This window comes from Saccharopolyspora rosea (assembly GCF_025643595.1).
Taxonomy (GTDB): Bacteria; Actinomycetota; Actinomycetes; order Mycobacteriales; family Pseudonocardiaceae; genus Saccharopolyspora; species Saccharopolyspora rosea.
This window is the reverse complement of sequence record NZ_CP102826.1, coordinates 2,717,045-2,734,241: the sequence shown is the minus strand read 5'-3', so window position 1 is coordinate 2,734,241 and position 17,197 is coordinate 2,717,045. Positions and strand designations below refer to the sequence as shown.

Genomic DNA, 17,197 nt, shown 5'->3' with positions numbered 1-17,197 from the left:
CGTGGAGGTGAACGAGGTTGTCCCCGAAGTTCCGCTACGAGATGCAGTTCCCGTTCAAACCGATCTTCGTGTCGATCGTGACCGCCTTCGTCGTCGGTTACCTCCTCGGCACCGCCGGGTTCGGCAGCACGTCGCCTCCCGGATGCCCGGCCGCGGAGGTGGGCGCGACGACCCGGGAAGTCCGGTAGCTCCGGCAGCGGCCCGCACCTCGTCCGTCCACAGCGGACTACCGCGGTGCGGGCCGCTCGGGGCGGCCGCGGGCGGTGGCGATCGCGGTCGCCGAGCGCTCGGTGACCGCGTCCCACCGGGCGTCGCGGAGCAGTGCGGGGGCGGCCATCCAGCTGCCGCTCACCGCCGGGACCTCGGGCAGCGCCAGGTAGTCGGCCATGGTTTCCGGGCTCACCCCGCCGGAGGGCAGGAACGAGACGCCGCCGAACGGTGCCGCCAGCGCCCGGATCGCGTCCGGGCCGCCGAGCAGACCCGCCGGGAAGAACTTGACGTCGGTGAGGCCCAGCTCGGTCGCGGCCATGAGGTCGGTGGCCGTCGCGACGCCGGGCAGCGCGGGCACGCCGTGCTCGGCGGCGCGGGCCAGCACCGCGCGCGAGACGCCCGGGCTCACCACGAACCGCGCTCCCGCCGCCACCACCCGGTCCACCTGGTCGGGCAGCAGCACCGATCCGGCGCCGACGACCAGCCCCGGCAGGGCCGACAGGGCGCGGATCCCGTCGAGTCCCGCCGCGGTGCGCAGGGTGACCTCGACGACGTCGATGCCGCCGGCCAGCAGCGCCCGGCCCAGCGGCACGGCCTGGGCCACGTCGTCGAGGACCACGACCGGCACGACCGGGCAGCGCGCGAGCAGTTCCGCCGCGTTCACCGGACCACCTCCGCGCGGCCGGGCGCCGCGTCCAGTTCCTCCCGGGTCGGGAACCCCTCCCAGTCGCCGGGCACCGCGCACACCGCCGCACCGGCCGCGTTGCCGAGCCGCAGGCACTCCGGCGCGGCCGCACCCGCCACCGCACCGCTCAGGTAACCCGCCACGAAGGCGTCCCCGGCGCCCACCGGGTCGACGGCGGTCACCGGCACCGCCGCGGCGCGGTGAACCCGACCGCCGTCGAACGCGAGCGAGCCGAGCGCGCCGAGTTTGACCACGACGGTGCGCGGGCCGGTCCGGGCCACCGCGCGGGCCAGTTCCTCGCCGAGATCGAACCCCGGCTCGTCGACCGGTTCCCGGCCCAGCAGCAGAGCGGCTTCCTCCGGACCGGCGAACACGACGTCGGCCGCGGCCGCGAGACGGGCCAGCACCGGCGACGCCTGCGCGGGCGACCACAGCGCGGCGCGGTGGTTCACGTCGAACGACACCAGCGCGCCTGCGGAGCGGGCGAGTTCGACGACGCGGTCGATGGCCTCGCGCGGTCCGGGCCCGAGCGCCGGGGTGATGCCGGTCAGGTGCACGACGGCGGCCGCACCGACGACCCGCTCGTCGATGTCCGATGTGGACAGCAGCGAGGCCGCGCTGCCGCGCCGGTAGTACCGGACGCGCCGGGGCGCACCGCCGCGCAGCTCCTTGAGCATGATCCCGGTCGGTGCCTCGGGGTCGCGGCGGGCGAGCACGCGCACCCCCTCGGCGCGGACCTCGCGGACCACGAGATCGCCCAGCGCGTCGTCGCCGACCCGGCTGATCCAGGTGCACGGCACGCCGAGCCTGGCCAACCCGATCGCCACGTTGGACTCCGCTCCCCCGATCCCGACGGGCAGCGCGGACCCGCCGGTGACGCGTCCCCACGGCGGCGTGCTCAGCAACGCCATCGTCTCCCCCAGCGTCACGACCGAACCCGTCATCGCCGCCCGTCCCGGTCCAGCCGCAGCAGCACCTTGCCGCTGCCGCTCGTGCGGTCCGCGGCCACCGCCAGCGCCTCGGCGGCCCGGTCCAGGTCGAAGGTGTGGGTGACCAGCGGGTCGACGTCCAGCCCGGCGCGCAGGGCGGCGACGGCGTCGGTGATCTCGTCGACGAACCGGTACGAACCGAGCCAGGTGATCTCCCTGGTCACCAGGTCGCCGAGCGCCGCCGGAGCCGGTTCGCCGGGCAGGTTGCCGACCTGCACGACCGTGCCGCCGCGCGCGGTCGCGCGCAGCACCGGTCCGAGCGCGCCCGGCGCGCCCGACGCCTCGAACACCAGCTCCACGTCCTCGGGCAGGCCCTCGCCGGAGGCCAGGTGGCGCACCTCGTCCGCGCCGAGGCGCTCGGCGATCCGCAGCGCGGGACCGGCGACGTCGGCGGCGATCACGGTGGCGGCGCCGCGGAACTTCGCCGCGGCCACGATCAGCGCCCCGATGGGTCCGGCCCCGTTGACCAGGACGGCGCGTCCGGACACGTCACCGGCCCGGTCGACCGCGTGCAGCGCGACCCCGAGCGGTTCGGCCAGCGCGCCCTGCCGGGTGCTGACCCCCTCGGGCAGGGGCCGCAGCTGGTCGGCCCGCACGGCCCGGAACTCGCTGAAACCGCCGTCGGTGTGCGGGCGCAGGGCCGCCGAGCCGAAGTACCGGACCCGGGGGTGCAGGTTGGTGCGCCCGGCGAGCCGGTCGGGCAGCGGTCCCTCCGGTTCGGCGGGGTGGATCGTCACCGGCGCGCCGATCTCGACGCCGGTCACGCCCGGTCCCACCCGCGCGACGCGTCCGGAGACCTCGTGCCCGAGCACCAGCGGCTGTTCCAGCACCGCGGTGCCCGAGGCGCCGTGCCGCCAGTAGGCGAGGTCGGAGCCGCAGATCCCGCCCCATTCCATCGCCACGACGACTTCGCCGCGCCCGGGGGTCGGATCGGGCACGTCGTCGATCCGCACGTCGTCGGGTCCGTGCACGACAACCGCTTTCATCCGGCGTCCTCCAGTCGTACCAGGTCGCGTCCGCGCGTCTCGGGCGAGAACCAGGCGGCCGCGGCGGTGATGAGCGAGTAGGCGATGAGCATCGCGGCGACGGGCCACCAGTGGTGCGTCGCCGCGGTCAGCGTCGCGGCCAGCACGGGTCCGACGGCGGTGGCCAGCGTGCCGCCGATCTCCTTGGCCACGGCGAGTTGGGTGAAGCGGGTGCGTGCGCCGAACAGCTCGGCCATGGTGGCGCTCTCCACCGAGAACAGCCCGAGGACGCCGATGTTGAGGACGACGACCACGGCGAGGGTGATCGCCGGGGTGCTGCGGCTGGCGAGCGCGGCCATCACGGGCACGGCCAGCACCGCCGTCAGCAGGCTGAGCGCGAGGTAGACGGGTCGGCGGCCGAAGCGGTCGCCGAGCAGGCCGACGAACGGGATCGTGGCGAAGCCGAGCACCGAGCCGTAGACGATCGCCGCGGTGGGCACGGACCGGTCGACCAGCAGGGTCGTGGCGAGGTAGCCGACGAGGAACGTCTGGATCAGCCCGGAGTTGCCCGCCTGCCCGAAGCGCAGCCCCAGGGCCAGCAGGAAGGCCCGCCCCTTGCGCTGGCGCAGCCCGGCCTCCAGCGCGCCGCGCTGCGGGGCCCGTTGGATCTGCTCGCGGGACAGCGCGACGCCGTCCACGACGTCCGGCCGTTCCTCGAACACCGGGCTCTCCCGCAGGTTGGTGCGCAGCCACAGGCCGAACAGCAGCATGACGAAGCTCAGCAGGAACGGCAGGCGCCAGCCCCAGGCGAGCACCTGCTGTTCGGACAGGACGGCGAGCAGCAGCGCCCACAGCCCGGAGGCGGCCAGGGTGCCGGAGTTGGTGCCGAGCGCGGCCAGCGAGGAGATGAACCCGCGCCGCCGGGCCGGTGCGTACTCGACCAGCAGCACGGTCGCTCCGGCGATCTCGGCGCCGGCTCCGAAACCCTGGACCAGGCGCAGCACCACGAGCAGCACGGGCGCGGCGATGCCGATCGTCTGGTAGGGCGGCAACGCGCCGATGAGGGTGGTGGAGGCGCCCATGATCGCGATGGTGAGGTACAGCACCTTCCGGCGGCCGATCCGGTCGCCCATCCGTCCGAAGTAGACGGCGCCGACGAGCCGCGCCAGGTAGCCGACGCCGTAGGTGGCCATCGCCGCGATCAACCCGATGGCGGGGCTGACGTCGGGGAAGAAGATCCGGTCGAACACGATGGCGGTGGCCAGCGAGTACAGCTGGAAGTCCATGAACTCCATCGCGGTACCGAGCCAGCCGGACACAGCCGCCTTGCTCAGCTCGCGCGTCGTGCGTCTGACGACGCCCGGCGACCGCGTGCTCTCCGTCATCGTGTGCTCCTTTGCTCCACGCGTGGTTTCTGGTCGGTGAACTCTTCCGCCCGGCGGTGCCTGCGCTGGGCCTCAGCAGCCGTCTTCCCCGGCGTTCAGAGTTCGATGCGGCCCGCGCGCAGCGCGGGGAGGTGTCCGGTCACCGCGGCCACCAGGTCTTCGTGTTCGGCGAGGTCGGCGGCGCCGATGGTGGTCAGCAGCCGCACGACCGCCTCCTCCGGCGTGCCCGCATGCTCCCAGCACCGGGCGAGCGCCGGGGCCGCCGGGTCGGTGGTGCCGAAGAGCTGGGCGCCGTCCGCGCCCGGTCTGGTGGCGTTGGCCCACGCCGCGAGCGCCAGTTCCAGCACCGCGGTGGTGCTGCCGCGACCGCGCAGCTCGCGCAGGGCGTCCAGCCAGCGCTCGGGCAGTTTCAGCGAGCCGTCGCTGCCGATCTGCCGCAACCGGTGGTGCATCGCGGGATTCCCGAAGCGGCGGACCAGGTCGTCCACATAGGACTCCGCGTCGAGGTCGGCGGCGGGCAGCGTCGCGGCGACCTCGGCGGCCAGCGCGCGCACCAGCCGTTCGCCCCAGTCGGTGCCCAGCGCGTCGGCGACGGTGCCGCAGCCCGCGGCCAGTCCCAGGTAGGCCAGCGCCGAGTGGGAACCGTTGAGCAGCCGCAGCTTCATCAGCTGGTGGGGGCGGACGTCGGGGACCAGGAGGGCGCCGTCGAGCTCCCAGGCGGGCCGGGCGGCGCGGAAGTCGTCCTGGATCACCCACTGCCGGTAGGGCTCGCCGAACACGGCGACTTCGTCGCGGAAGCCGAGCGCGGCCGAGGCGAGGTCGCGGTGCTCGGCGGTGGTGGCGGGCACGATGCGGTCGACGACCGTGGCCGGGAAGGACACCGAGGTCGACAGCCAGTCCAGCAGCGCTTCGGCGTCCGGCCAGCCGGATTCCCGGACGAACTCACCGACCACCCCCGCCAGGGCGGGACCGTTGCCGGCGGCGTTGTCGCACGAGATCACGTTGATCGGCGCTCCGCAGCCGCGGAAGCGCGCGGCCAGCGCCGAGGCGAGCGCGCCGACGACCGTGCCGAGCTCGGTCTCCCCGGCTCTGGCGGCGGCGAGGTCCGCGGCCACGCCCGCGTCGGCGGTGTCCAGACCTCCGGTGTCGGGTCGGCGCGCGTACCCCTTCTCCGTCACCGTCAGCGTCGCGGTGGTGACGTCGGGCGAGGCGAGGAGTTCGCGGAGGCGGGCGCGGTCGGCGCGCATCCGCAACGCCTCGACCACCGAGCCGACGACCCGGACCCGGTCGCCGGTGGCGGCGCGCTCGGTCACCGAGTAGAGGCAGTCCTGGGCGCGCAGCGCGGTCACGGCCGCGGCCGATCGCGGCCGGACCGCGGCGATGCCCCAGGGCTCGCCGGTGCGGGCCGCCGCGGCTTCGGTGTAGAGCGCCTGGTGGGCCAGGTGGAACGCCCCGAGTCCGAAGTGGACGATTCGGGGCCGGAGCTCCCGCGGGTCGACCAGCGGGCGGTGGTCGGGGGCGAGCCGGTCCAGCGCGGCCCGGCCGAGCAGGTCGGCGTGCACGGCGGATCCTCCCGTCACCAGTCGTGGACCGAACCGTCGAGGCGGCGCGCCACGGGCAGGTAGCGCGGCTCGTACGGGAAGCGCTCGGCGGCCTCCTCGTCGTACTCCACGCCCAGCCCCGGCTCCTCGGAGGGGTGCAGCATGCCGTTGTCGAAGCGGACTCCGCTGCGGAAGACCTCGGCGGTCTCCGGCACGTGCGGCATGTACTCCTGGATGCCGAAGTTCGGCACCGCGAGGTCGAGGTGCACCGCCGCGGCGAGGGTGACCGGCGAGAGGTCGGTCGCCCCGTGCGACCCGGTCCGGACCTGGTGCAGCGCGGCGAGGTCGAAGATGCGGCGCAGGTGCGTGATGCCGCCCGCGTGCACCACGGTCGTGCGCACGTAGTCGATGAGCTGCTCGCTGATGAGCTGCTGGACGTCCCAGATCGAGCTCAACGCCTCCCCGACCGCGACGGGCGTCGTGGTGTGCTGCCGGATGAGGCGGAAGGACTCCTGGTTCTCGGCCGGCGTGGGGTCCTCCATCCAGAACAGCCGGCAGTCCTCCACGCGCTTGCCGAACCGCGCGGCCTCGATCGGCGTGAGCCGGTGGTGGACGTCGTGCAGCAGGTGGAAGTCGAAGCCGAAGCGTTCGCGGACGGCTTCCAGGTAGGTCGGGGCGAAGTCGAGGTAGTCCTCCGTGGACCACGGCTGCTCGTCCGGCAGCGAACTCGCGGCGGGTTCGTAGACCACGCCCTTGCGCACGCCGTAGGTGCCGCCGACGTCCGGGACCGCGGCCTGGGCGCGGATCGCCCGGTAGCCGAGTTCGCGGAAGCGGGCGACGTCGTCGAGCAGCGCGGGCACGTCGGCGCCGCTGGCGTGGCCGTAGACCAGCACGCCGTCCCGCGAACGACCGCCGAGCAGCTGGTAGAGCGGTAGTCCGGCCACCTTGCCCTTGATGTCCCACAAGGCGGTGTCCACCGCCGCGATGGCCGTCATGGTCACCGGCCCGCGCCGCCAGTACGCGCCCCGGTACAGGTACTGCCAGGTGTCCTCGATGCGGGCGGGGTCCCGGCCGATGAGCAGCGGGACCACGTGGTCGCGCAGGTACGCGGCGACCGCGAGCTCCCGGCCGTTGAGGGTGGCGTCTCCCAGGCCGGTCACGCCGTCGGACGTCGTCACCCGCAGTGTGACGAAGTTGCGGCCGGGCGAGGCGACGAAGACCTCGGCGCGCTCGATCGTGCTCACGGCAGCCCCCACTTCCCTTCGAGGACGGGCGCCGACGTCCGGGACCGAACGCGGCGCACTGATGTAGCAGTACTGGTATACAAGCACTGGTCGCGTAGTCGGTCAAGACTGGTGCACTAGTCGACCGGACTTGTGCACTAGGCTGGCCGCGTGACCGGAGACAGCAGGCGGTCGAACCGCCGAGTCGTGCACGAGGCGCTGCGGCGGAGGGTGCTCACCCTGGAGCTGCCGCCGGGATCGGCGCTGTCGGAGAACGAGTTGGCCGCGTCGATGGGGGTGAGCCGCACCCCGGTGCGGGAGAGCCTGATCCTGCTCGCCGAGGAGGGGCTGGTCCAGATCTTCCCGCAGGTCGGGTCGTTCGTCTCCCGGGTGGACCCGCAGCACGTCGCCGACGCCCAGTTCCTGCGCGAGGCCGTCGAGCTGGCCGCGCTGGAGGACCTCCCGCCCGAGCCGGACGCCGACGTCGTCGCGGAGCTGCGGGACAACCTCGCCCGGCAGCGGGAAAGCGGCATCGAACCGGAGGACTTCTTCGCGCTGGACGAGGAGTTCCACCGCGGCCTGCTGCGGCTGAGCGGCCACGAGCGCGCGTGGCCGACCGTGGTGTCGGCCAAGGGCCACCTCGACCGCGCCCGCCGCCTCGGCCTCTACGAGGCGCAGTCGCCCCGGGTGTTCGTGGCGCAGCACGACGAGATCCTGCAGGCCGTCCTGGAGCACGACCTCGACCGCGCCCGCCGCACCATGCGCACGCACCTGCGCGAGGTCTTCGCCGACATCGAGCGCATCCGCGAACGCAAGCCCGAGCTCTTCGCGTCCAACAGCGACGCCACCCCCGTCCGGCGCAACATCGCCGTGTGGCGGTGATCCGAGAGGTCAGCCTCCCAGTTCCCCGCGGCACATCCGGGCGGCGACCTCGGTCAGCACGGCGACACCGGACAGCAGGTCGTCGTCCGACGTTCGCGATCAGCTACGGCACCGCAACCCTGCACCTGCCCCGTTCGCTGCTGCTGGTCGCCACGCTCGTGGCCGCCGCGGTGGAGATCGCCGTCCTCGTCGTCTTCGGTCGACTCGCCGAACGGCTCGGCCCGGCCCGGGTCTGCATCGTCGGGGGCACTCGCGGCGAGCGGCGAACGCTCCTGGTCACTCGCACTCCTGCTGCTCGTGATGTCCACCATCACCGCGCTCGGCGGAGCACTCGCCGGGCGGTGGCGCACCGACGACGGATGAGGAAGGCGGCAGCACCCATCGCGGCCCGGTGGGACCGTCGATCCAGACCAGGTGTTCTCCGGCGGTCACGGTGAGACCGAGTCGGGACCATTCGGGCTGATCATGTGCTGTCCAGATGTCACGGGCCTGTTCGACGGCCGACCACAGGTATGACGGCCCGGATTCCCACACGGCGCGACCATCGCGGGTGACCTCCAGCGACACTTCGCACCACGAGCCGTCAGGACAGCTCAACGAGACGGCGGCGGGTTGTTCGGTGACGGGGTGGAGCGTGTAGCCGAACCGCACACCTGGCGGCATCGACAGGCATGCCAGGAACCACCACACCGGCGATTCCCATGGCCGTTCTTCCATGACCGAGGTGTGCCGGCGGTGGGCCTGCCGACGGTTCCGCTGCGGGTATCCCGAGATGGGCGGGTGGGTTTCGCCCCGCATCAGCATGAACGCCGAATGGCCGTCGAGGAAGTGCCCCTGACCGGTCCCGTCGCCATTGCTGTGCAGCGCCACGAGGTTTCCGGCACTCGTGCCGACCTTGAGATCGACGAGGACGAGCCCGCCTGCCCGCGTCTGCCGGAGCCACGCCGGCGGTACGCGGTTCACCGCGCAGGTGGCGATGAGGCGATCGAAGCGGACTGCATCGTCCGGCCAGCCTCCGGCGCCGTCGGCGGCGGCGAGGTGGGGTTCGTATCCGGCGTGGCGCAATCGTTGCCGGGCTGCGTCGACCAGGTTCGGGTCGATGTCGACGCTGAACACTCGCTCGTCACCGAGCCGGTGCGCCAACAAGGCGGCGTTGTAGCCGGTGCCGGTGCCGATCTCCAACACGGTGTGCGTGTCGTGGAGGTCCAGGGCTTCGAGCATGCGCGCCATCAAGCTCGGCGCGGACGACGACGATGTGGGCCCGATGCCGCCGTGGTGGAGTTCACCGAGCTGGGTCACCAACGGCTTGTTGGTGTAGACCCGTTCCAGCCACCGGACCGGTTCGGATTCCGGGGTTACCTCGCGCCATTCCCGGTCGCGCAGCTCGTAGAACTTCGGGACGAACTCGTGCCGGGGCACCTCCCGCATGGCGGCCTGCCACTCCGACGCGGACACCTTTCCGCTGGCCACCAGTTCCGCGACCAAGGCATCGGCAAGATCCGGCCATGCTGTCACCGCCACGTTCCCAGTCCTTTCGCCAGCAACCGAGCCATCGCTGCTGTCATGTCCGCGCCGGTGGCCGATTCCAGCCACCCGAACTGCGGTCCGGTGTTCGCTTCGAGGAACACCCATTCACCATCCGGCCGGACCACGAAATCCGCGCCGGTGTAGGTCAGCCCCAACCGGTTCATCAACCGTGCCATTCCTCTGCAGATGTCGTCGGGGACGTCCACCCACGGGGTGTAGTCGGCGCCCTCCGGATCAGCCCGCCAGTCATCCTGGCCACCTTCCCCGGCGGCGATGCGCACCGGGAACCACTCGTCGCCGATCACCGTCAGCCGCACTTCGTACGCCTTCGGCACCCGTGCCTGCACGGTGGCGGCTGTCACCCCGACTCCTCCCAGGTCGCGCAGGTCTTCGGAGGTGAGCCGGTGCGTGTAGCTGATGTGCGCCAGCCCGCCGCAGGACATACCCGCACCGCCGAGCGGCTTCGACACCGCGTCGCGGCAACCGGCGACGAAGTCCCGCACTGCGTCGGGCTCGTTGGTGATGACCGTATCCGCGGTCGTCATCCCGCAGTCCGCGGCGACTGCCCACTGGTACGGCTTGTAAGCGCGTCGGCGCACCGGTTCGGCGAGTTCGCCCACAGCACCCCCGGCAACGCCGCGAGAACTCCGCCCAGTCCGAGCTTGGCTTCCCGGAACACGAAGTTGCGTTCGGAGGCGTTGAGCCCCGGCGGCGCGGTGTATGCCGAGGGGTTGCGGTACCACACCGACCGCAACCCGTCGAGCGTGATCGAGTGGTGCTCGGTGCTCAACCGGCCCGACCACCGGCCGCCGCGCAACCGGGCGTCCAACCGCAGCCGTTGCGGGAAGTCCGCCAAATCCGCCCGCAGCACCGGAGTTCCCAGCGCGGCGAGGTGGTTGATCACCGCGTCCGCCGTGGGGTCGAAGTCACGAGCGAGCACGAGCACCGACACGGTTCACACCTCTTCCCAGCCGAACTCTTCACTGGACGGCGGGTCCTCGCCGTCGGTCGAGTAATCGGTGGTCGTCCAGTCCTTCTTCATCTGCGGCGCCAACGGTGCCCCGAAAGCATCGACCGCGATCTGTCGTTCGGGGCAGTAGCGGTAGACCGGCTCCGCCGGCCGATGCACCGGCTGGATCCAGCGCAGCCCGAACGGAGTGGGCGCGGCAGGCGCATCGGCAGGTTCCTCCGGATCGGGGCGCGCTGACGCGAACCGCAGACCGTGCGAGGCGAGCGGATCGACGTCATCCGTGGTGCTGTGCGTCGGAACGGTGGTCATGGGAGGCGACTCCTTCCGTACGTTCGCGTTCACTTCCATCGGTGGGATGTCCGGCGGCGATCCCGAACCTCCTTCCCCTTGTCCGAACGGGTGGCCGGACGCAACGATCCACACGCGTCTCCGCCGCGTGTGGCGATCCATGCGCTGTCGTCCATGCTCCGCACCCCCTGTCACCGCCGCCGTAAGTAACCTCGGAACTGCGGTGCGTCACCAGTAGGGTTCAGACGTTCACCGAGGTTCACAACGAGGCGGAGGAGGACATGACGACCGGCGCAGACTTGCGGGCTGCCCGCGACACCGGGGGGCTGAGTCTGGCGCGCATGGCGCAACGGACACACTTCACCAAGTCGTACCTCAGCATGGTGGAAACCGGGAAACGTCCCTTGCCCGCCGACGTCATCGCCGCGTACGAACAGGTTCTCGGCGTGCCATTGGCGAATGCTCCTGGCGATCCCGTGCGGCTCGCCCACGAATGGCTCGTCGCGGAATCTCCCCTTGCCGTCCAGACGCGCTCAGGGCGTCGGGTCGGTGATTCGCTGGCAGCGACGTTGGAAACGCGCGTCGTCGAACTGCGCCACCTGGACGACGTGGTGAGCAGCCATGACCTGCTTCCAGCCGTTTCGAAGGAACTCGACGAAGCCCGAAGTCTCGTTCGCTCCTCCACTTACTCCGACAGGACGCGAAAGCGGCTGTACACAGCGGTCGGCGAACTCGCCCAACTCGCTGGATGGGTCGCCAGCGACACCGGGCGGTTCGCGGATGCCCAGCGGTTCTACCTCGCCGGTGTCGGTGCCGCGAACGAAGCACGCGACCGTGCTCTCGGCGCACAACTGCTGTCCAGCCTGAGCTATCAGATCGCTACCATCGGAGATCCCCGTGATGCGGCGCTCATCGCCAGGACAGCCGCGATGGGAGCTCACGCCGCGACTCCGGCGGTTCGCGCTCTGCTGCTGGAGCGCGTGGCATGGGCATCGGCGAAAGCGCGGGACGCCGAGGCCACGTGGCGGGCGCTGGACGAGGTCGACGACGCCTTCGAAGAACGCGGCGTGGACGAACCGGAATGGGTCTACTGGCTCAACCGCTGCGAGATTGACGTCATGGCAGGCCGTTGCATGATCGAACTGGGCAGGCCGGGCGAAGCCGAGCCGCTGCTGTCCGCCGCGATCGAGAGCTATCCCTCAGAGCACGCCCGCGAAGTGGCCCTGTACCTCTCGTGGTTGGCCGAGTCGCACGCGCGAGCGGGCGATCTGGACGCTGCCCGGTATGCCCTCGCAAGGGCGCAGAGCTATGCCGTGAGCATGCCTTCGGCACGGGTGGATCAGCGTCTGCAAGTCGTCCAGCAGTTGCTCTGAGAGCGCCCGAGCGGATGAGAACCAACTGAAGTTCGCCGCCCGGCAGGACCCACGGGGCACTTCGATCCCAAGCCCGGCTACGTTGCTGGCCGCCCGCACGGCTACCGGCAGGATTTCTGGCGGCTCCGGTCCCGTCACCCGGAACGCCGGTCGCGCGGTGCGCGGTGGGCGAACCAGACGGCGATGATCACGACGGCGCACCCCACGAGCTGGCTCGTGGTGGGGGTTTCGCGCAGCACGAGCAGGCCGAGCGCGACCGCCAGCACGGGGTGCAGCAGCAGGAGCGCGGCCGAGGTGCCGGGGGCGAGCTTCGGGGTCGCGGTCGCCAGCAGCAGCCAGGCGGCGACCTGGCCGAGCAACGCCAGCGCCACCAGCCAACCCCAGGACGCCGCCGGGAGCCGCGCGGTGATGCCCGTGGTGGCCGCGCCGAGGATCCCGGTGACCGCGGTGGCGGCTCCGGTCGCCACGCAGACCGGCGTCACCACGTGCCGCGGGTTGCGCGTCCCGGACAGGCGGCTCAGGTGCAGGTATGCGGCGTAGGCGATGCCGGATGCGACGCCCAGCGCCGAACCGAGCAGCTGGTGGGTCGCGTGCGGGTCCTCCGACAGCGCCCCGCTGGCCAGCGCGATCCCGGCGAGCATGACCGGGCACGCGATCAGGAACCGGCGGGCGATCGGCGTGCCGCCGAAAATCCTTGCCAGCAGCGGGAAAGCGATGACCTGGACGTTGTTGAGCACGGTCGCGATCGCAGCGCCGACACCGAGGATGCTCGCCGTCCACAGTGCATAGTCGACGCCCAGGAAGACACCGGCGGCGAGCGCGCAGCACTGCACCGCGCGGTCCGGTCGGCCGTGGCGGCGGCACTCGCGCACGGCGAGCGGCGCGAGCGCGGCCATCGCGATCGCGCAGCGCAGGAACGCCGCCGTGCCCGCGTTGACCTCGGCGAGCTTGACGAACACCGCCGAGGCCGACAGGCAGCCCGCGCCCGCGACGACCAACGCCGACGGCGGGACCGCCACCGGCGAACCCGAATTCCGTTCGACGACAGGGGGTTTCGGGGTTCGCGAGGTGGCCATACCGCCACTGTGCCAGCGGACAGCGGAAAGCACTATTTACCATTCGTTACCACGTCACGTTAGCCTGGCTGACGTGATGAGTTGGGAACGGTTGCGGGTTTTCGCCGCGGTGGCCGAGCACACCTCCATCACCGCGGCGGCGGAGGCACTGCACCTCACCCGCCCCGCGGTGTCGCAGCACGTGCGCAAGCTGGAGCGCGAGGCCGGATGCCGGCTGGTCGAACCCGACGGGCGGGGAATCCGGTTGACCACCGCCGGACAGGTGCTGGCATCCGCGGCGCGGTCGATCACCGCGACGGTGCTCGACGTCGAACGCGACCTGGCCAACATCCACGAGCGGATCACCGGCCCGCTGCGCGTCGGGGCCGTCACCAGCGCCCTGCGCGCCTTCGTCCTCGACGCGCTGCGCACCCTGACCACCCGGCATCCGCAGCTGGATCCCGCGCTGCGCGACGGGGAGGTCATCGACCTGATCCCCGCGCTGCGGGCCAGGCGGTTGGACGCCGTGGTGCTGGAGAGCTGGTCGGGCTGGCCCGCCCGGATGCCTCCCGGGGTGGCGCTCACCGACCTGTTCACCGAGGACGTCGAGCTGGCCGTGGCCGACGACCACCCGCTGGCCCAGCGGTCGGTGGTCCGGATCGACGAGCTGCACGGCCAGAGGTGGACGAGCTGCCCGCCCGGCACCGAGGCGCACGAAGCCCTGGTCCAGACGCTGCGCTCGCACTCCGTCGACGCCGACGTGCGCTACTGCATGGCCGACTACGCCACCCAGCTGTCCGCCGTGGCGGCCGGTCTGGCGTCCGCCCTCGTCCCCCGCATCGCCCAGTCGCCCCGCCCGGCCGGGGTGCGCTACGTCCCGTGCGAGCCCGCCGTGACGCGCACCATCGCCGTGGCCACCGCGGACAGCGGCAGCACCCCGGCCGTGCGCGCCCTGCTCGCCGAGCTGCTCCGCACCACCGACCGCGGTGAACCCGCCCCCGCTCCGCAGTGACGCCGCGGAGCCGGGCCGAGCGTCAGACGCTGCGCAGCACCGAGACGACGATGCCCAGCACCACGGCCTCGTCGCCGTCGATGACCTCGTAGGCCGGGTTGCACGGTTCGAGGCGGACGTGGCCGCCGCGTCGGCGGTACACCTTGACGGTGGCCTCGTCGTCGATCATCGCGGCGACGATCTGGCCCGAGTGGGCCTCGTGCTGCTGCCGCACCACGACGATGTCGCCGTCGCAGATCGCGGCGTCGATCATCGAGTCCCCGCGCACCCGCAGGCCGAAGACGTCACCCCGCCCGGTCAGTTCGCGGGGCAGCGCCAGCACGTCGTCGACGTGCTCCTCGGCCGCGATGGGAGCCCCGGCGGCGATGTCGCCGACCACGGGCACGGACACCGAGTCGCGGTCCGACCGCGACGCCCGCCCCAGGAACGCGCGCACGTCGATCGGCCGGGACACCGTGGCGCTGCGCCGCAGGAACCCCTTGTCCTCCAGGCTCGCCAGGTGCTTCGACACCGACGACGCGGACCGCAGGCCGACGGCGTCGGCGATCTGGCGCGTGCTCGGCGAGTACCCGTGCTCGACCACCCAGTCCCGGATCACGGCCAGGATCCGCTGCTGGCGCAGCGGCAGGGCGGACGGGTCCAGGTGCTCGAAGGCGTCGAGATCGTCGTAGGCGGTCACCCGCGCAATGGTAGAGGTCAGCGCCTCCGGCCAGGCCACCGGCATGCACGACCCTCCACTGCGGACACCGGCGGCGCGGCCTCCGCGCTCCGGCCGCCGCCCGGGTGAACCTCGACACCGCACTTACTACAGTGCTGAACATTCAAGTACGATAGCACTGTGCCCGACGATGACACCGAACTCGACTGGCTGCCCACCGAGGAACTGCGGGTCTTCCGGGCGTTCAACCGTTCGTGGCAGGCGTTGAACGCCCGGATCGACGAGGACCTCAAGCGCGACGTGGGACTGCCCCGCACGTACCTGGACATCCTGTTCCGGCTGCGGCGCGCACCCGGTCGCGCGCTGCGGATGACCCGGCTCGCCGAGATCACCGGGTCCAAGGCGAGCCGGATCACGCACGCGATCGGACGCCTGGAGCAGGCCGGGCTGGTCCGACGCGAAGTGCCCGCGGGCGATCGGCGCGGCTGGCTGGCGGTGCTCACCGACGAAGGGCTCGCCCGGGTGCACCAGGCCGCTCCCCGGTACGCGCGCAGCATCCGCGAGCACTACCTGGAACTGCTGACCCCGGCGATGCGCGCCCAGATCACGCGGATCGGCGAGGCGTTGCTGACCCACCTGGACCCGGAATCGCTGCCGGGCGCTAGCGAGAAGGAGCACAAGGACCAGTGCTGACCTCGACATCCGACGGGACCGCCGGAACCGGCTCGACCAGCAGTGGTCCGCTGTGGCAGGTGCAGGCCGTCGCCGGGCTCGGCGGTTTCCTCGCCTGCGTGAACACGTCCACAATGGACGTCGCGTTGCCCACCGTCAGCAGGCACTTCGCCGCCTCGGCCACCGCCGCCTCGTGGATCCTGCTGGCCTACATGCTGGTCACCACGACGCTGGTGTTCGTCTTCGGGCGGGTGGCGGACATGATCGGTCGGCGCCGCATGTTCCTGGCCGGACTCGCCCTGCTCACCCTCGGCGGCCTGCTGTGCGGGTTGGCGCCGAACGTCGTCGCGCTGATCGCCTTCCGGTGCGTGCAGGCCGTCGGCGCGGCGGCCCTGTTGGCCAACATCACCGCGCTGATCACCGATGCGTTCCCCGCCGCCCGGCTGGCCACCGCGCTGGGCATCAACGCCACCATCGCCGCCCTCGCGCAGGTCCTGGGACCGGCCATCGGTGGCGCGCTGGCCTCCGGACTGGGTTGGCGTTCGGTGTTCTGGTTCAACGTCCCGGTGGGCGTGATCGGCCTGGCGTGGGCCCGGATGTGCCTGCGCCCCGGGACCGCGCACGCGGCCGACGAGTCCTTCGACCACCTCGGCGCCATCCTGTCCACCCTCGGCCTGGGCGGGCTGGTCCTGGCGATCTCCGAGGGCGGCGCGCTGGGTTGGACCAGCGCACCGGTCCTGCTCGGCGCCGGGCTCTTCGCGGTCTGCACCCCCGCCTTCCTCCTCGTCCAGGCGCGGCGGCGGCACCCGCTGTTGGACCTGTCGCTGTTCGCCGACCGGGCCCGCTGCCTGGCGTACCTGTCGCTCTTCCTGTTGGCGATGGCCTACTTCGCCGTCGTGCTGCTGATGTCGCTGTACCTCCAGGCAGCGGTCGGCATGCCCGCGTACCGAGCCGGTGCGCACGTGCTGTTCGTGGCGCTGGCCATGGCGATCACCGCTCCGGTCGCCGGGCGGCTCCGCAGCCGGTTCAGCACCCGCGCGCTGTCCGGCGCCGGTCTGGCCCTGTCCGCCTGCGGGCTGTTCGCGCTGTCCGCAGTGGTCTCCCCGGGGATGAGCGGTGCCGCGCTCGCGGCCTGCCTGCTGGCCGTGGGAGCCGGGGTGGGGTTGTTCATGACGCCCAACACCGGCTCGATCATGAGCTCGGTCTGCCCCGACCGCCGCGGCATCGCCAACGGCGTGCGCCAGACCGTGCAGAACGCCGGCTACGCCGTCAGCACCGCGCTGTCGCTGGCGATCGTCACCACCGGCCTGCCCGACCCGGTCAAGCGGGCCGCCTACGCGGGCACCGTCCACGCACTGGCCCCGGACACGCTGCGCGACCTCACCGCCGGCTACCGCTGCGCCCTGCTGGTCCTCGCGGTCGCCTGCACCCTCGGCCTGATCGCCTCCCTCACCCGCGGCGGCGAGTCAGCACCTGTCGTTGAACCTGCTCCCGGAAGGGGCGTGGCAAGCGGCGGAGCCGCTTTCTCTTTCGGTGAGTGGTCTCGCCGCTGGCACCGCCGCGGGTTCTCAGCGGTCGTCTCGCGAGGACAGGCCCGACGCCGTGTATGGGCATACATCAGGAGAAGCTTCCGCAGTCGAGCCGGCCGCTGAGGTTCCGCCACCGGCACCGCCACCCAAAACGACTTCAAAGACAGGCACTCAGTTCGCGAGCGGTGATGGGAGCATCGTCCACGCACCCTGTTCACGGGTCGCGAACGATC

18 protein-coding genes are annotated in these 17,197 nt (G+C 72.1%); 6 read left to right on the top strand and 12 right to left on the bottom strand.

Annotation, left to right across the window (positions count from 1 at the left end):
* Positions 1 to 17 precede the first annotated feature (17 nt).
* Entirely contained in the window at positions 18 to 188 is a 171-nt protein-coding gene (locus NV263_RS12695) for a hypothetical protein (protein WP_263253257.1), read from the top strand.
* A gap of 38 nt (positions 189 to 226) precedes the next feature.
* On the opposite strand, the gene NV263_RS12690 is transcribed toward NV263_RS12695, so the two are convergent.
* The 6 genes from NV263_RS12690 to manD all read right to left on the bottom strand — a co-directional run bounded on the left by NV263_RS12690 (position 227) and on the right by manD (position 7,019).
* Entirely contained in the window at positions 227 to 874 is a 648-nt protein-coding gene (locus tag NV263_RS12690) for a bifunctional 4-hydroxy-2-oxoglutarate aldolase/2-dehydro-3-deoxy-phosphogluconate aldolase (RefSeq protein ID WP_263253255.1), read from the bottom strand.
* Positions 871 to 1,839 carry a sugar kinase gene (locus NV263_RS12685; RefSeq protein ID WP_263253253.1) on the bottom strand — a complete coding sequence of 323 codons (969 nt, stop codon included), beginning with the start codon at positions 1,837 to 1,839 and terminating at the stop codon, positions 871 to 873. Before NV263_RS12685 ends, NV263_RS12690 begins: the two co-directional genes overlap by 4 nt.
* The gene (locus NV263_RS12680; RefSeq protein WP_263253251.1) at positions 1,836 to 2,870 is read right to left on the bottom strand and encodes an L-idonate 5-dehydrogenase; all 1,035 of its coding nucleotides are present in this window, start codon (positions 2,868 to 2,870) and stop codon (positions 1,836 to 1,838) included. The genes NV263_RS12685 and NV263_RS12680 overlap by 4 nt, the downstream gene beginning before the upstream one ends.
* Positions 2,867 to 4,234, bottom strand: a complete 1,368-nt coding sequence (locus tag NV263_RS12675; protein ID WP_263253250.1) for an MFS transporter — start codon at positions 4,232 to 4,234, stop codon at positions 2,867 to 2,869. Before NV263_RS12675 ends, NV263_RS12680 begins: the two co-directional genes overlap by 4 nt.
* A gap of 95 nt (positions 4,235 to 4,329) precedes the next feature.
* Positions 4,330 to 5,796: a mannitol dehydrogenase family protein gene (locus NV263_RS12670; RefSeq protein WP_263253249.1), complete on the bottom strand. Its 1,467-nt coding sequence runs from the start codon at positions 5,794 to 5,796 to the stop codon at positions 4,330 to 4,332.
* A gap of 14 nt (positions 5,797 to 5,810) precedes the next feature.
* On the bottom strand, positions 5,811 to 7,019 hold the full coding sequence (gene manD, locus NV263_RS12665) for a D-mannonate dehydratase ManD (protein WP_263253248.1): 1,209 nt from the start codon (positions 7,017 to 7,019) through the stop codon (positions 5,811 to 5,813).
* Between the two features lie 150 nt (positions 7,020 to 7,169).
* Between manD and NV263_RS12660 the strand changes: the two genes are divergently transcribed.
* Complete coding sequence (locus tag NV263_RS12660; protein ID WP_263253246.1) at positions 7,170 to 7,880, top strand: GntR family transcriptional regulator; 711 nt, start codon at positions 7,170 to 7,172, stop codon at positions 7,878 to 7,880.
* Positions 7,881 to 8,156: 276 nt separating this feature from the next.
* Here the strand turns inward: NV263_RS12660 and NV263_RS12655 are convergent, their stop codons facing one another.
* From NV263_RS12655 to tgmA, 4 genes are read right to left on the bottom strand one after another with little or no spacing between them, the layout of a single operon-like run.
* Positions 8,157 to 9,401, bottom strand: a complete 1,245-nt coding sequence (locus tag NV263_RS12655) for a methyltransferase domain-containing protein (RefSeq protein WP_263253245.1) — start codon at positions 9,399 to 9,401, stop codon at positions 8,157 to 8,159.
* Positions 9,392 to 9,952 carry a hypothetical protein gene (locus tag NV263_RS12650; protein ID WP_263253244.1) on the bottom strand — a complete coding sequence of 187 codons (561 nt, stop codon included), beginning with the start codon at positions 9,950 to 9,952 and terminating at the stop codon, positions 9,392 to 9,394. The genes NV263_RS12655 and NV263_RS12650 overlap by 10 nt, the downstream gene beginning before the upstream one ends.
* Complete coding sequence (locus NV263_RS12645; protein ID WP_263253242.1) at positions 9,949 to 10,359, bottom strand: MvdC/MvdD family ATP grasp protein; 411 nt, start codon at positions 10,357 to 10,359, stop codon at positions 9,949 to 9,951. Before NV263_RS12645 ends, NV263_RS12650 begins: the two co-directional genes overlap by 4 nt.
* A 3-nt stretch (positions 10,360 to 10,362) precedes the next feature.
* Entirely contained in the window at positions 10,363 to 10,686 is a 324-nt protein-coding gene (gene tgmA / locus NV263_RS12640) for a putative ATP-grasp-modified RiPP (RefSeq protein WP_263253240.1), read from the bottom strand.
* Positions 10,687 to 10,946: 260 nt separating this feature from the next.
* Here tgmA and NV263_RS12635 point away from each other — a divergent pair, with 260 nt between their 5' ends.
* Positions 10,947 to 12,038 (top strand): helix-turn-helix domain-containing protein, encoded by a 1,092-nt coding sequence (locus tag NV263_RS12635; RefSeq protein WP_263253239.1) that lies wholly within the window; start codon positions 10,947 to 10,949, stop codon positions 12,036 to 12,038.
* Positions 12,039 to 12,172: 134 nt separating this feature from the next.
* Here the strand turns inward: NV263_RS12635 and NV263_RS12630 are convergent, their stop codons facing one another.
* Positions 12,173 to 13,114, bottom strand: coding sequence for a DMT family transporter (locus tag NV263_RS12630; protein WP_263253238.1), 942 nt, complete (start codon positions 13,112 to 13,114; stop codon positions 12,173 to 12,175).
* A gap of 76 nt (positions 13,115 to 13,190) precedes the next feature.
* Between NV263_RS12630 and NV263_RS12625 the strand changes: the two genes are divergently transcribed.
* Positions 13,191 to 14,105 (top strand): LysR family transcriptional regulator, encoded by a 915-nt coding sequence (locus NV263_RS12625; RefSeq protein WP_263254172.1) that lies wholly within the window; start codon positions 13,191 to 13,193, stop codon positions 14,103 to 14,105.
* A 22-nt stretch (positions 14,106 to 14,127) separates the two neighbouring features.
* Here the strand turns inward: NV263_RS12625 and lexA are convergent, their stop codons facing one another.
* The gene (gene lexA / locus NV263_RS12620) at positions 14,128 to 14,784 is read right to left on the bottom strand and encodes a transcriptional repressor LexA (RefSeq protein ID WP_263253237.1); all 657 of its coding nucleotides are present in this window, start codon (positions 14,782 to 14,784) and stop codon (positions 14,128 to 14,130) included.
* Between the two features lie 159 nt (positions 14,785 to 14,943).
* On the opposite strand from lexA, the gene NV263_RS12615 reads away from it, so the two are divergent.
* Positions 14,944 to 15,456, top strand: coding sequence for a MarR family winged helix-turn-helix transcriptional regulator (locus tag NV263_RS12615; RefSeq protein ID WP_263253236.1), 513 nt, complete (start codon positions 14,944 to 14,946; stop codon positions 15,454 to 15,456).
* Entirely contained in the window at positions 15,450 to 17,087 is a 1,638-nt protein-coding gene (locus NV263_RS12610) for a DHA2 family efflux MFS transporter permease subunit (protein WP_263253234.1), read from the top strand. The genes NV263_RS12615 and NV263_RS12610 overlap by 7 nt, the downstream gene beginning before the upstream one ends.
* The last annotated feature ends 110 nt before the right edge of the window (positions 17,088 to 17,197 follow it).